General features: G+C 59.3%; 14 protein-coding genes. 13 read left to right on the top strand and 1 reads right to left on the bottom strand.

Annotation, left to right across the window (positions count from 1 at the left end):
• Positions 1-32 precede the first annotated feature (32 nt).
• Together ccoG and G471_RS0101125 are read left to right on the top strand one after the other, a co-directional pair.
• Positions 33-1,439 (top strand): cytochrome c oxidase accessory protein CcoG, encoded by a 1,407-nt coding sequence (gene ccoG, locus G471_RS0101120; RefSeq protein WP_028993688.1) that lies wholly within the window; start codon positions 33-35, stop codon positions 1,437-1,439.
• A 101-nt stretch (positions 1,440-1,540) separates the two neighbouring features.
• Positions 1,541-2,506: an AAA family ATPase gene (locus G471_RS0101125; protein ID WP_028993689.1), complete on the top strand. Its 966-nt coding sequence runs from the start codon at positions 1,541-1,543 to the stop codon at positions 2,504-2,506.
• An 18-nt stretch (positions 2,507-2,524) separates the two neighbouring features.
• Here the strand turns inward: G471_RS0101125 and speG are convergent, their stop codons facing one another.
• Positions 2,525-3,061: a spermidine N1-acetyltransferase gene (gene speG, locus G471_RS0101130; protein ID WP_028993690.1), complete on the bottom strand. Its 537-nt coding sequence runs from the start codon at positions 3,059-3,061 to the stop codon at positions 2,525-2,527.
• Positions 3,062-3,176: 115 nt separating this feature from the next.
• On the opposite strand from speG, the gene G471_RS18150 reads away from it, so the two are divergent.
• From G471_RS18150 to G471_RS0101175, 11 genes are all read left to right on the top strand, one after another.
• A complete protein-coding gene (locus G471_RS18150) occupies positions 3,177-6,500 on the top strand; it encodes a PAS domain S-box protein (RefSeq protein WP_051295198.1) in 3,324 nt (1,107 codons plus the stop codon).
• A 287-nt stretch (positions 6,501-6,787) separates the two neighbouring features.
• Positions 6,788-7,075, top strand: coding sequence for a BrnT family toxin (locus G471_RS0101140; RefSeq protein WP_028993691.1), 288 nt, complete (start codon positions 6,788-6,790; stop codon positions 7,073-7,075).
• 32 nt (positions 7,076-7,107) lie between these two features.
• Entirely contained in the window at positions 7,108-7,467 is a 360-nt protein-coding gene (locus G471_RS0101145; protein ID WP_028993692.1) for a hypothetical protein, read from the top strand.
• Positions 7,468-7,630: 163 nt separating this feature from the next.
• Positions 7,631-8,212: a helix-turn-helix domain-containing protein gene (locus G471_RS18545; protein ID WP_081700053.1), complete on the top strand. Its 582-nt coding sequence runs from the start codon at positions 7,631-7,633 to the stop codon at positions 8,210-8,212.
• Positions 8,213-8,345: 133 nt separating this feature from the next.
• Positions 8,346-9,038 (top strand): hypothetical protein, encoded by a 693-nt coding sequence (locus G471_RS0101155; protein ID WP_157272418.1) that lies wholly within the window; start codon positions 8,346-8,348, stop codon positions 9,036-9,038.
• Positions 9,039-9,176: 138 nt separating this feature from the next.
• A complete protein-coding gene (locus G471_RS0101160) occupies positions 9,177-9,434 on the top strand; it encodes a hypothetical protein (RefSeq protein ID WP_028993695.1) in 258 nt (85 codons plus the stop codon).
• A 138-nt stretch (positions 9,435-9,572) separates the two neighbouring features.
• Positions 9,573-11,471 carry a replication endonuclease gene (locus G471_RS16345; protein WP_051295199.1) on the top strand — a complete coding sequence of 633 codons (1,899 nt, stop codon included), beginning with the start codon at positions 9,573-9,575 and terminating at the stop codon, positions 11,469-11,471.
• Positions 11,452-12,171 (top strand): hypothetical protein, encoded by a 720-nt coding sequence (locus tag G471_RS18970; protein WP_157272419.1) that lies wholly within the window; start codon positions 11,452-11,454, stop codon positions 12,169-12,171. The genes G471_RS16345 and G471_RS18970 overlap by 20 nt, the downstream gene beginning before the upstream one ends.
• Positions 12,172-12,182: 11 nt before the next feature.
• Positions 12,183-12,341, top strand: a complete 159-nt coding sequence (locus G471_RS18975) for a hypothetical protein (RefSeq protein WP_157272420.1) — start codon at positions 12,183-12,185, stop codon at positions 12,339-12,341.
• Entirely contained in the window at positions 12,341-12,586 is a 246-nt protein-coding gene (locus tag G471_RS18550; protein ID WP_081700055.1) for an excisionase, read from the top strand. Before G471_RS18975 ends, G471_RS18550 begins: the two co-directional genes overlap by 1 nt.
• 4 nt (positions 12,587-12,590) lie before the next feature.
• The gene (locus G471_RS0101175; protein ID WP_028993697.1) at positions 12,591-13,673 is read left to right on the top strand and encodes a phage integrase Arm DNA-binding domain-containing protein; all 1,083 of its coding nucleotides are present in this window, start codon (positions 12,591-12,593) and stop codon (positions 13,671-13,673) included.
• The last annotated feature ends 15 nt before the right edge of the window (positions 13,674-13,688 follow it).

Genomic DNA, 13,688 nt, shown 5'->3' on the forward strand with positions numbered 1-13,688 from the left:
TTATACATGTTATACAAAACCCTTCGGACCCCATGGTAAAGCAATCCCCCGGCAAGCGGACCATCGAAATCAAACCGGTGCCCGACCCCAACGTCAAGGTCTACCCGCGCTCGGTCAGCGGCCTGTTCAACAACTGGCGCATGGCCTTCGTCTGGCTCACCCAGATCGTCTTCTACGGACTGTGCTGGCTTCCCTGGAACGGCCGGCAGGCCGTGCTCTTCGACCTGGAACAGCGCCGCTTCTACCTGTTCGACCTGGTGCTGTGGCCGCAGGACACCATCTACCTGACCATCCTGCTACTCCTGTCGGCGCTGGCGCTGTTCCTGTTCACCGCCGTCGCCGGGCGCCTGTGGTGCGGCTACAGTTGCCCGCAGACGGTGTACACGGAGATGTTCCTGTGGGTGGAGAAGTGGATCGAGGGCGACCGGCCGCAACGCATCAAGCTCGACGCGGCGCCAAACAGCCGCGACAAGTTGCTGAAGAAATCGCTCAAGCACGCCATCTGGCTGGCAATTGCGCTGTGGACCGGGATCACCTTCGTCGGCTACTTCACGCCGATCCGCGATCTGCTCGGCGGCTTCGCCAGCGGCGCCACCGGCCCCTGGGAAATCTTCTGGATCCTGTTCTACGGCGGCGCCACCTACGGCATGGCCGGCTTCCTGCGCGAGCACATGTGCAAGTACATCTGCCCGTATGCCCAGTTCCAGTTCGTGATGTTCGACCGCGACACACTGATCGTCGCCTACGACGCGCAACGCGGCGAAGCGCGCGGCAGCCGGGCAAAAAATGCCGATCCCAAAGCCATCGGCCTGGGTGACTGCATCGACTGCAGCATCTGCGTCCAGGTCTGCCCGACCGGTATCGACATCCGCGACGGCCTGCAACTCGAATGCATCGGCTGCGCCGCCTGCATCGACGCCTGCGACCAGGTCATGGACAAGATGAACTATCCGCGCGGGCTGATCCGTTACTCGACCGAAAACGCCGTCGAGCAGGGTTTCGGCCGCCAGGAAATCATCCGCCGCACCTGGCGCCTGCGGCCGATGCTCTATCTTGGTGCATTCCTGCTCATCGGCGGCGTCAGCGCCTGGTCGCTGGCGACCCGTGCCCCGCTCAAGGTCGGCATCGAGAAGGAACGCGCGGCGCTTTATCGGGAAAGCGACAATGGCGACATCGAAAACGCCTTCCGCATGCATCTGACCAACGCCAGCGAACAGCCGCGCAACTTCCGCATCGAGGTCAGCGGCCTGCCCGGGATCGCCATCAACGGCGCCGACCGGGCCAGCGTCCCGGCCGCCGGCATGCAGGAAATCGCCCTGTCGGTGCGGGTCGAGCCCGGCAGCGCCGACGCCGGCTCGCACCCGATCAGCTTCCGCATCAGCGACGTCGACAACCCGGAAATCCACGTCGACCAGAAGGCTTCGTTCTGGATGCCGTGAACCGGCACGGGAAATGCTTCGTTGACGGTGTCGCCGAGACGACTCAAGCCGGGTCGTCCTGGCTCCGTTAAATCAGGCAAGCCGTCCAGGAGGAAGTCATCATGGCACACACCGACATCCGACTCACCGTCGCCGAAGAGCGCACCATCTACGACGTCGCGGCCATCGACCGCGCCCTCGACGAGGCCACCGGCAACCGTAACGAAGCCCTGGGCGCGCTCTACGAAAAGATGAAGCAGCGCGGCGGTGGCCGCTTCCTGATCCGCCCCAGTGGCACCGACATGGTCGACGACCTGTACGACACCTGCCCCAACTTCGGCGAAGTCATCGACGACATCAAGAAGCATCTGGCGCTGGCCGTCGCCGGTAGCGAGCCGATGCACTTCACGCCCATCCTGCTGCTTGGCGAACCCGGCATCGGCAAGACTCACTTCGCCCGCGAACTGGCGGCTCGTCTGGGTACCGGCCACGAATTCGTGTCGATGAGTTCGCTCACCGCCGGCTGGATCCTCTCCGGTGCCTCGGCGCAGTGGAACAACGCCAAACCCGGCAAGGTGGCGCACACTTTGGTGCATGGCGACTACGCCAACCCCATCGTGGTCCTCGACGAGATCGACAAGGCCGGCGGCGATTCGCGCTACGACCCGATGGGCGCGCTCTACAGCCTGCTCGAACACGACACCGCCCGCGCCTTCAAGGACGAGTTCGTCGATATCGACATCGACGCCTCGCACATCCTGTGGGTGACCACGGCCAACGACGAACGCAGCATCCCGGAGCCCATCCTCAACCGGATGAACGTCTACGAAGTGCCGCGCCCCGACTACGATGCTTCGTTGAGCATCGCCCGCGCGCTCTACCGCGACTGCATCAACGAGCACGACTGGGGCTTCCCGCCCGAGGCCGACGACGGCGTCCTGGAACGCCTGGCCTCGCTGCCGCCGCGCGACATGAAGAAGCGCCTGCTGTCGGCATTCGGCACGGCCAAGCTGGAAGGCCGCAACTGGCTGGAAAGCCGAGACTTCGACCAGGCCCGCATGGGGCGCAGCCGCAAGATCGGCTTCTGACGACGGCTGGCGGCGACCTCAGGTGGTCGCCGCCAGCTCCTTGCGCCGGCGCAGGTATTCCGGCTGAAACATGGCCATGCGCAAGACGTCGCGGTATTCGCCGTCAACGAAGAATTCCTCGCGCAAACGCCCTTCCTCGGTGAAGCCAAGCTTGGCATAGACATTCACGGCGCGTTCGTTGTCGCAATCGACGATCAGGTAGAGCTTGTACAGGTTGAGCACGGTGAAGGCGTAATCCATCGCCAGCCGCGTGGCGACGGTCGCATATCCTTTACCCTGATGCGCCGGCGCGATGATGATCTGGAATTCCGCCCGACGATGGATGTGGTTGATCTCGACCAGCTCGACCAGGCCAACCCGCTCACCCGCCGTCTCGGCGATGAAGCGGCGCTCGCTCTGGTCGTGGATGTGGCGGTCGTAAAGATCGGCCAGTTCGACGAAAGCCTCGTAAGGCTCCTCGAACCAGTAGTGCATGACCGTTTCGTTGTTGTCCAGTTCGTGGACGAAGCGCAGGTCTTCGCGCTCCAGGGGTCGCAGGATCAATGATTCAGGCATGGCGCCTCCTTCAACAGATGCAAACCCGATTCTAACGCCGGCAGAAGGTGTAATCTGTCACCGAATTGTCACGCCACCACGGAACACGATCCTGTCTCCCACAAGCACCGACGCCATGACCACCCACCCGCACCTCCGGGGCTGGCTGTTGGCATTCGTCCTGCTGATCAACACCATCGTTTTCGCCGTTGGCATCCAGAGCCTGCAATACAGTCGGGAACGAAATACCCAGGCGGTCTACGACACCACCGGCAACCTGGCCAACCTGCTTGAGACGAATATCGCCGAAACTGCCAGGCACATCGATCTCGCCCTGCTGGCTATGGTCGATAGCATGGAGGCCGACCTGCGCAATCATCGCCTCGACGATGCCCGTATCGCCGAGATGCTGCGCGTACAGGCCGAACGGGTTCCCGAAGTCGATGCCTTCCGGATCACCGACCAACAAGGGCGGGTTCTGTGGGGTAAGGGCGTCAATCGCCAAGCCCCGGCGAGCTATGCCGATCGAACTTTCTTCGCCGAACACAAGGCGGTCCCCGGCCAGTTCATGCTGCTCAGCCCCCCGATCATCGGCCGTGTTTCGGGCATACCGGTGATCGCCTTTACCCGCTCCTATCGCCACCCGGATGGCAGCTTTGCCGGCGTAATTGCCGCCGCCGTCCCGATTGCGCACCTGACCGCACAACTGGCGCAGCTGAATCTTGGCCCCCACGGTTCCGCCGTCATCCGGCATGAAAATCTGGGACTGATCACCCGCTACCCGAAGGTCGATGGCGAAGCCGGACAAATTGGCCACAAGCTCGTCTCGCCGCAATTCCTCGACCTCCTCAATTCCGGGGTCAGTAGCGGCAGCTTCCATACCGCCCGTGCACCGGATGGCTATGAACGCTCCTATGCCTTCCGGCGAGTGCGCAACATGCCGTTCATCCTCACCGTCGGCATGGCCCCGCAGGACTATCTGGAAAGCTGGAATGACGAAGCCCGTAAGCTCGGTGCCTTCGGCGCCGTCTTCCTACTCGTCACCCTGCTTGCCGCCTGGCTGGTTGACCGCTTCTGGCGGCAGCACCTGCGCGATACCGAGCGCTTGCTGCACAGCCAGTCGCGCTTCCGGAATTACGTCGAAACGGCGCCGGTCGGCATTTTCATTGCCGATCCCGATGGCCATTACCGCGAGGTCAACCCAGCGGCCTGCGAATTGACCGGCTATCCGCGCGAACGCCTGCTCGAAATGTCGATTACCGACCTGGCGCCGGACCAGCAAGCCGAACAGCACGACGAACTGTTCGAAATCATCAAACAAGGCGGCCGCCACGACACCGAGATGAGCATTCGTCACCGTGACGGCCACGAAATCCCGGTTGCCATGCGCACCACCATCCTGCCCGGTGGTCAGGTCATGGGCTTCTGTACCGACATGCGGGCACGCAAGGCGGCCGAGGCCGAACTGGCAGCACGCGAGGCACTGCTCGAACAGATTTTCCAGGCATCCAGCGTCGCCATCCTGCTGGTCGATCAGCAGGGCCGCCTGACCCATGCCAACCAGCGCATGGCCGAAATGTTCGGCATTCCGCTGCACCAACTGATCGGCAGTGAGTATGTCTCGCTGATCCACCCGGACGAAAGGGAAGCCGGCAGAGAACGGATGCTCGCGCTGCTGGCCAGCGCCATCGACGCAGTCGATCTGGAACGCCTCTACTGGCGCAGCGATCACAGCGAATTCTGGGGCCATCTGACCGGCCGTCGCCTCTATGCACCGGATGGCAGCGTGCTTGGCCTGGTCGGCATCATCGCCGACATCAACGAACGCAAGCAGGCCGAGGCCGCCTTGCGTGAGAGCGAGCAGCACTTCCGCACGCTGGCCAACTCAGGCTCTGCGCTGATCTGGACCTCCGGCCTGGACAAGGGCTGTAATTATTTCAATACGACTTGGCTGCAATTCACCGGCCAGCCACTGGAACACGAACTGGGCAATGGTTGGGCGAAAGGCGTGCATCCGGACGACTTCACGCACTGCCTGTCCATCTATGTCGATCACTTCGATCGCCGGCAGGCATTCTCGATGGAATATCGCCTGCGTCACGCCGACGGCGAATACCGCTGGATACGCGATGACGGCACGCCACGCTACGACAGCCAAGGCGAGTTCATCGGCTTCATCGGCTTCTGCTACGACATCACCCGCGAAAAGGCCACGGCCGAAGAGCTCGCGCGTTATCGCCAGCATCTCGAAGAACAGGTTGAACAGCGCACCCGCGACCTGCAACACGCCAAGGACGCCGCCGAAGCCGCCAACGTGGCCAAAAGTGCCTTCCTCGCCAACATGTCGCATGAAATCCGCACGCCGCTCAATGCAATCACCGGCATGGCCTACATGATCCGCCGGGCCGGACTGAGCGAACCGCAAAGCGAGCGGCTGGACAAACTCGAGAACGCCAGCCGGCACCTGCTGGAAATCATCAATGCGGTACTCGACCTGTCGAAAATCGAGGCCGGCAAATTTGCTCTGGAAGAGAACCGGCTGGATATTCCGGCAATACTCAACAGCATCACCGGCATCCTGCAGGACAAGCTCCAGGAAAAAAGCCTGCACCTGGAAATCAGCCTGCCACCGGCACTGCCCCCGCTGCTCGGCGACCAGACCCGACTGCAGCAGGCGCTGCTCAATTACGCAGCCAACGCGGCCAAATTCACCGAGGCCGGCAGCATCACCATCCGTATCGAAATCCTCGAGCAAACCTGCCAGGACATCCTGCTGCGCTTCTCGGTCAGCGACACCGGCATCGGGATTCCTGCCGACACCCTGCCACGCCTGTTCACCGCTTTCGAGCAGGCCGACAACTCGGCCACCCGACGTTATGGCGGCACCGGACTGGGTCTGGCCATCACCCGCAAACTGGCCGCGATGATGGGTGGCGAAACCGGAGTGGACAGCGTACCTGGCCAAGGCAGTACCTTCTGGCTGACGGCCCGCCTGCGCATCCAGCAGACATCCCGTGAATCATCGGCGGCGCTCCCGGACAATGCTGCGGAACAGGAGTTGGGCAGCAGTTTCGCCGGCCAGCGCATACTGCTCGTCGAAGATGAGCCGATCAATCGAGAAATCAGCGTCATGCTGCTCGGCGACACCGGCCTGATCGTCGACGTCGCCGAAGACGGCTACCAGGCGCTAGCTGCCTGCGGCCGCCAGCATTACGCCTTGATCCTGATGGACGTCCAGATGCCCGGCATGAACGGCCTCGAAGCCACCCAGGCGATCCGCCAGGACCCTGCGTGCGCCGACATCCCCATCCTGGCCATGACCGCCAACGCCTTCGCCGAGGACCGCGCACTCTGCCTGGCGGCCGGCATGGACGATTTCATCCCGAAACCGGTCACCCCGGAGGAACTTTTCGCCAAGTTGCTGAAGTGGCTGAGGAAAGGACGCCAACCCGGCCTGTGATCAATGAACGGTGCACACCATGCGCAGTAGGAACAATTTGATTTTCTGTAGGCTTACCAGTGACTTAGTGGACTTTTAAACGACTCGAAAACCCCCAAACACGCACCATTTCGCACGCTAAGAATCAAAGACTTAGCAGACAATTTGGTAAACAAACTTATTGAACATCGCTGCCTATAGACATATCGAAATCTATGTCGGAAAGAGTGGGGAAGCGTGTGAAAATGTTGGCACAAGCTGCGTGTTGTATATACAATACATGAACCATCCTATCCGTATTGCTGTCTATGCCTCTGACGATTTCAGCAAAAGTTCGTGAAAAACTGGCAAACAAGAAACCCCCTGTGACGCAGGAGGAGATTGCTCAATGTTTCACAAATCGCACCGGCAGCTACTTGTTAGACGAAAGGGAAGATCATGACTCAGACCCGCCAACACGATGGTTCATAGCAGAAACGGACTACGGCCGATTGCTAAAAATCGCCTTCATCGCTAAAGAAGGCAACATTATTATTCGTACCGCCTACGACCCGAACGCTGATGAAAAGCGTATATACACGAAGTACGGCTTGTAGGCCAAATTAGCAACATCAAATTGGGGATTACCATGAACAAGGAACTCATTCGCGCGTCGGATGAAGCTTGGGACGACAGATCGCTCGGAGCAGACGCAGCCTTTGTAAAAAAAGCGGATGACGATATCGAAGCGATGATCGACGAGTCAGCAGGATTGCAATTGATTTCAATTCGGCTGAATAAGTCGCTGATCGATGACTTCAAAGCGATTGCCGCGCTCAACAATGGAATTGGCTATCAAACTTTGATGCGCCAGATTCTCAAGCGTTTTGTCGACTGCGAGAAAAAGCGCCTCCTCAACGAATTGGTTGCGGCCAAGCAAGAAGAGCAGAAAGAGCAAGCGGCAGCCCAAAAAACTCGCCAAACATCCAAGCAACGAAAAGCCGCATGAGCGCTTAAAATGTAGCAAGCCCGCCACTCGGCGGGTTTTTTTTCGGCCCATTCGTCACTTTGACGGCAAGGGGAGTCGGGGGCTATAGTTCGGGCCTACCGCAACTGTCTGGAAGCCGCATAACTAAAGGGCTACCGGGCGGTTTAACCATTGGGAATGCGCCTTGTCTCCAGCACCAAAAAAAGAAAACGGACCTGAACAAAGCAGCCGGCCAGACGGCCTGGCGGTGCGAATTCGCCAGGCTAGGGAAAGAAAAAATCTATCCCTTTCGGACATTCACAAGGCAACTGGAATATCACGCACCTCACTTCATGACTATGAATCAGGAAGGACGAAGCCAGGATCACGGGAACTGTTGCTACTGACAGAGGTTCTGGAAGCGACCCCCAATTGGCTACTTTGCGGAACAGAGGAGCCATTAAAAAAGCGAGAGGGATTGGCCGCCCTAATCAAGCTGCGAAATAGCCCGCTGATGATGATGGTTTCAATGCTCGTTCTGCCCGTCGTAATGCAGTCATTGAGCGAAGATGAATTGGAGGCACTGCTTACCCTTATTGCATCAATGGTTGAAGCTAAGGACAAAGGAACTTATCGGCAAATATCGGCAATGGCAGAGGTCTTTGCAGAGCTACTAGGAACAGGCAGCCCGGCTGAGTTCACGGGGTGGTCAGAAAAATCCAAAGACCCCGAATTCATGGCCGAAATTCAACGAAAAATTGCGGCTAAAGCTGAAGCCATGAGCTAAAGCAGAGACGGAAAATTACCGGCAGAAATGCCGGTTTTTTTTGCCCGAAAATTCGAGTTTCACTACAGTTGTATTTTTTTGCGAACAGCGCTATTCTGATCGCACATCACTACACATGGAGTTAAACACGAACATGAAAATCCCTACCACTCTGCCAATCACTGCGGAGCAGTCACGCGCCTCCCGCTTCCAGTTGGGTCTGACCCAAGCCAACGTAATCGAAGAGAGCAACCTTCCCGGCCACAAGCTGAAGAACTTCGAAACCGGCCGCTTCGTGCCGGACATGCCTTTCCTCGAAGGCCTGCGCGACTATTACACCCTGAAAGGTATCGACTTCACCGAAACAGTGACGGCCACCAATCAGGCAACCGACCAAGACCAGGCCGGGCAGCAGAAGACGCCGGCCCATGGCGGCGCGATGGTTCGACCTGTCTCCCGTATGTGCTTCTACGTCAGCGACCAGGTGGAACCGGCGGCAGTCGATCAAATTCTCGAGCGCATGGATGGAAACGATGATCGTATCGCCACCATTCTTCAATCGCCGCTCAAGGGTGGATTCCTCAGCACCTATGACGAAGAGACCGAAGCCAAACAGCGCGAACTGTTCGGCGCCATGGCTGAAAACTATCTGCTCTTCCGCATCCTGCAAGGCCGCAACATCGTTTCCGCCCTGCCAGCCGGTGTTGAACCGACAACGCATGCCGATCTGCTGGCTACGTTCTTTGCAACGTCTCCTATTGCCATCGTCGGTAGCCCGCCCCCAGCGGCCAAAGCAATGCCTGCTGAGACGGTCGGCGCCAACAATTCGGAAGGGGGTGAGGAATGAATCCCATAGCCCCGGTTTCCATGCTGACTGGAAAAGGTTCCGGAACCGCGATTATGGTCATTGCGGCCCTGGTTGGCCTGACCATGTTTGCCCGGCAGCAAAGCCCACTCCCTAAAGCAACGCACTGAGGTAACCGCCATGACTGCGCGCCAGCAGCAGCCCCAAGGGGCAAGTTACGTCATCCGCTTTGAACGCGGCTCCCGACATGATCCACACCTAGCCGGCATGTTTCTGGGCTGGCTGGGTGGATATTTCACACCATGCACCAAGAGCGAGAGAGCCGCTGGCTACGTTGCGCCGCACATCGCCAAAGGCGTTGCCAGCCGTGCCGAGCAGGCCTACCCCGGCGCCCGCTTTCAAGTCCTGCGGGCCGAAGCCCTGAGGGACTGCGAATGACTCCATCCGTCGCAGCGGTATATGCCGCAAAGAACGCCCGCAAATGGGGGTATTGGGCGGCAATGCGGTATGCCGAAAAGCACAACGGCGGGAAGTCTTCCCTGTTCCTTGCTGCGCTGGATTTTGAGATGCGCCGCCATGGATAACGCCGTGAATCAAAATCAACTGACAGTCGCCGAAATCAAGCGCCGGCAACACGGTGCCATGATTCGGCAGATTGAGCGCGAGCAGTCAGCGCTATCCGAAGAATTCAAGAACCGGATGGTTGCCACCTTGCCCAAGCGCATGGCGATCAGGGCTGTCAGCGAATGGGAATCGCTGCTCCGCAACATCGGGGAGACCGGTGCCAATCTTTGGCTACTGGAAATAGGAGACCTGGCAGCCAAGTGCCTAATTCCAGCAGATGCCAGTGACCGGGATATTTGTGACCTTGCCCAGCAAAAGGCCAAGGAAGCAAGTTCCCTGCTGCAAACCATCAAACGTAAAAACGGCCGCGCCGCCCTGGAGCGCTACTGCCGCCGGAATGATATCGAACAGCCGCCGGCAAAGTTCGATGATGGTCAGGCGATTGCCCGCATGACTGATGAGCACTGGTGGCGCCGGCAGCTACGCCGGATTCACAGCGAGCAGTCAGAAAACCTCGCCATTGCGCTTGGCTACGTCCACGCCAAGGCTGGCCCCTATTGCTCCAACGAAGCGCTTTCCCGCCGGCAGCAACAGAACCGCCGCAACCGCAACACCCTGGAAGCAACCGAACTTGTCAGTGAAGACGGCGAAATCATGAGCCTTGCCGATATCGCCGATAGCGGGCTGGCAAACAAAGCGCTACGCCGGGCCGAACTGATGACCCGAGCCAAGGGCTATGAGGAAATTGCCCTTGATCTTGGTCACGTCGGCCTATTCGTCACTTTGACCTGCCCAGCACGCATGCACGCCCGCCTGCACAGGAGCAGCCAGACCAATCCAACACACGACGGCAGCAAGCCGCGTGACGGTCATGCCTACCTGCAAACGAACTGGGGGCGTATGCGGGCGAAGTTCGAGCGCCTAGGCATCCGGCCGTATGGCTTGCGCATCGCCGAACCACACCACGACGGCACGCCCCACTGGCACATGCTGGTGTTTGTCGATCAAGAGCGCAAGGCAGAGGTCATCGCCATCATGCGCGATTACGCACTGCAAGACTCGCCCAATGAGCCGGGCGCCAACAAATACCGCTTCAAGGTGGAAGAGATTCGCCGGGAGCGTGGTTCAGCAGTGGGCTACCTGGTCAAGTACGTCTGCAAGAACATTGACGGTGAAGGGCTCGAATCAGACCTTGAGGGCGTAGCCGCCAACGAGAGCGCAGCCAGGGCCGAAGCCTGGGCAAGATCGCACAGCATCAGGCAGTTTCAGTCGTTCGGCGTGCCCCCGGTTTCGATCTGGCGAGAACTTCGCCGGATTCCACGCGAAGGCATAGCCGGCGCCCCGGCAGCCATCAAGGAAGCACACGAAGCGGCCCAAAAGACCGAAGAACACCAGGCCGATTTTGCCAGCTTCCTGCGGGCCTGCGGTGGCGTTGGCCTCAAGCGATCCGATTACCTGCTGACGGTGGCAACTGAAGATAAACAGATTCAGGGGCGCTACGGACTGAGCGTTACAGCGCGGCCGGTTGGTGTTGCCCTCACCCACTGCCGGGAGCGAATTTTTCGCTCAAATCGTCGCGTCTGGACACCGTTTCGCCGAGCAAAAGCGGCCGATGCTTTGCCCCCTTGGACTTGTGTAAATAACTGTACGCGCTCTACAGATCAAGCAGTTACGAAGAACCCGCCGTGGTGGAAGCCCGAAAACGAATGGGAATCCACGGCCAAAGATGCCGATGGTTTTCTGATTGGGGTTTTCACCGGCCCTCTGTGGAAAAGGACAGATTCTGTGCGCCAGCACGGCACGAAAGAGGCGGGGAAAAGAATGGGCAGCAACGCCAGCGCGCCAGCCAGGTTGCCGCCCGACCACAACCGAATGATTGGAGCATTCGAGCATGGCTACCAAACAGCATAGCAATTCCAGAAAACTACGCAACAAGGTCAAAAGCTCAAGCAAGCGTTCGGATTGGGCCGCCGGCATGAGAGGCGCCGACCCCGAATGGTTGCACAGCAGGCAAGCCCGAGAACTTGCTCAAGTATTCGACGGCCATTTTCCAGCTTGGCTTATCGAATCGGAGCCTTGGCGCCCTGTTACCGGGGCGCGATTCCGACTCATGCGCGCAACAATACTCAGGCTCACAACGGAGCAATGCGCCGCATACCTGGGCATTCATAGAACAACAATCTGCCGCTGGGAGTCTGGGGAAATTGAAACGCCACGGGCTGCATTCGAGGCATTGCGCCTGCTGTGTGCGTCAGCAACTCAGCGACTCTCCCATAAGCACTGGGATGGCTGGTTCATCAACAGCCAAACGGGCGAACTGGTTTCACCGGATGTTGGCCGCTTGTCTGTTAAGCCGGAAGAGATAAACGGACTGCCAGCGCTCTACCACCGGCTTTCAATCCTCATGTTGCATGTGGAAAAGCTGGAAAGCCAGGTAGATGCCCTGGAAGTTGAAAACGCATCACTGCGTGGTAACGCGAAATCTCGCCAGATTGCCGCCGAACTGGAGTCAATGCAGGAAAGAATCGCCGGCCTGCTGGCAAGCGTCCGCACTGCCGAAATCATTGAATTCAACCACCCGGCCGCTGAACTCAGCCGCGCCACAGGATAAGGGGCCTCATCATGAAAGAACGTGTTTTCCACCTTCGCCGCGAACTCGATGCAGGAACCAACATTCGCCGCCTGCAAGCCTATATCCGGACTATTTCCCCCGGGCATAAGCCTGCGCCCAAACTGCTGGCAAAAGCCAACGAACGCGCTCTGCTGAAAAGGATCAAATAATGTCCGCCCGCCTCATTACCCTCGAAGCCTGGGCAGTTGCCACCTATGGCAAACATTCGCCCCACATCAACACCCTGCGCCGCTGGGCGCGGGATGCGCTGATTGTGCCAGCACCCGAAAAACACGGGCGCACCTACTACGTCAGCCCAAGCGCCCGATATTGCGACTATCGCAGCCAGACACCTGCAGTGCCTGCAGCCAGGCTGCAGGGCTCCGGCCGCTTGGTGGATCGCATCGCCCGTTGATCACATGGGCCGTCGCCGATCCGCTGCCACCCGAGACTTGCCGCCGAACCTCTATGTTCGGCGGGGGTATTACGCCTGGACCGACCCAAGAGACGGCAAAGTCTATTCGTTGGGGAAAGACAAGCGAAAGGCCGTCAATGAAGCGGTGGAAGCGAACCTGTCATTAACGGAAAGCCTTGCTCAGCCTCGATTGGTAAATCGCCTCGATGGCGAGCAAGGCAACACCTTGGACGCCTGGTGTGACCGGTACGAAACAATTCTGCAAGATCGCAAGCTTTCCACCGGAACCCTGAGTACCTATCGACAGCGCCTAAAGGCACTGCGTGAGAAGCACGGCGGCGACCTGATCGGAACAATAACCACCCGGCACATTGCCGAATTCCTCGCGCAATGGAAGAGGCATTCGCGCATGGGACAGGCGGTGCGCTCTCTGTTGCTCGATCTGTTCCGGGAAGCCATGGCAGCAGGCTGGACCGACAGTAACCCGGTTGAACCGACAAGAGCGCCGCGCCATGAAGTCGCCAGGGCACGCCTTACACTCGCCGATTACCAAGCCATCCACAAGGCAGCCGCCAGCATGCCACCCTGGGTGCAGCACAGCATGGAACTGGCAATCGTCACCGGCCAGCGCCGGGCCGACCTGGCAAAGCTAGGGCCGCGCAACGTCAAAGATGGAAAGCTATGGATCACTCAGGAGAAGACCGGCGCCAAGGTGTGCATTCCCCTTGATCTGAAGCTTGAAGCCATCGGTCTGACAGTCGGCCAGGTGATTGAACGCTGTCGGGATGCGGTTATAAGTCCCTGCTTCCTGCATCACATTCGCCACGTTGGCCGCGCCAAGCCCGGCGATGCCATCCGAGGCCACACACTGAGCGCCTTCTTTGCTGAAGCCCGCGACCTGACCGGCATACAGTGGCCTGAAGAGAAAACGCCGCCCAGCTTTCACGAACTGCGCTCCCTGTCGGCTCGCCTCTATGCAGAACAGGGAATCAACGCTCAAGCCCTACTTGGGCACAAGTCGGCCGACATGACGGCCATCTATCGGGATACTCGCGGCGCTGAGTGGATCGAGGTCAAAACCGCCTGATTCCAAGCCGGATTT

The organism is Azonexus hydrophilus DSM 23864, from assembly GCF_000429605.1.
Lineage (GTDB): Bacteria > Pseudomonadota > Gammaproteobacteria > Burkholderiales > Rhodocyclaceae > Azonexus > Azonexus hydrophilus.

Bases quoted from the DNA above. Each gene is read 5' to 3' on its own strand.
- G471_RS0101125 (WP_028993689.1), top strand. From the start codon at position 1,541: ATGGCACACACCGACATCCGACTCACCGTCGCCGAAGAGCGCACCATC.
- G471_RS0101175 (WP_028993697.1), top strand. From the start codon at position 12,591: ATGGGCCGTCGCCGATCCGCTGCCACCCGAGACTTGCCGCCGAACCTC.
- G471_RS18150 (WP_051295198.1), top strand. From the start codon at position 3,177: ATGACCACCCACCCGCACCTCCGGGGCTGGCTGTTGGCATTCGTCCTG.
- ccoG (WP_028993688.1), top strand. From the start codon at position 33: ATGGTAAAGCAATCCCCCGGCAAGCGGACCATCGAAATCAAACCGGTG.
- G471_RS0101145 (WP_028993692.1), top strand. From the start codon at position 7,108: ATGAACAAGGAACTCATTCGCGCGTCGGATGAAGCTTGGGACGACAGA.
- G471_RS16345 (WP_051295199.1), top strand. From the start codon at position 9,573: ATGGATAACGCCGTGAATCAAAATCAACTGACAGTCGCCGAAATCAAG.
- speG (WP_028993690.1), bottom strand. From the start codon at position 3,061: ATGCCTGAATCATTGATCCTGCGACCCCTGGAGCGCGAAGACCTGCGC.
- G471_RS0101140 (WP_028993691.1), top strand. From the start codon at position 6,788: ATGCCTCTGACGATTTCAGCAAAAGTTCGTGAAAAACTGGCAAACAAG.
- G471_RS0101155 (WP_157272418.1), top strand. From the start codon at position 8,346: ATGAAAATCCCTACCACTCTGCCAATCACTGCGGAGCAGTCACGCGCC.
- G471_RS18970 (WP_157272419.1), top strand. From the start codon at position 11,452: ATGGCTACCAAACAGCATAGCAATTCCAGAAAACTACGCAACAAGGTC.
- G471_RS0101160 (WP_028993695.1), top strand. From the start codon at position 9,177: ATGACTGCGCGCCAGCAGCAGCCCCAAGGGGCAAGTTACGTCATCCGC.
- G471_RS18975 (WP_157272420.1), top strand. From the start codon at position 12,183: ATGAAAGAACGTGTTTTCCACCTTCGCCGCGAACTCGATGCAGGAACC.
- G471_RS18550 (WP_081700055.1), top strand. From the start codon at position 12,341: ATGTCCGCCCGCCTCATTACCCTCGAAGCCTGGGCAGTTGCCACCTAT.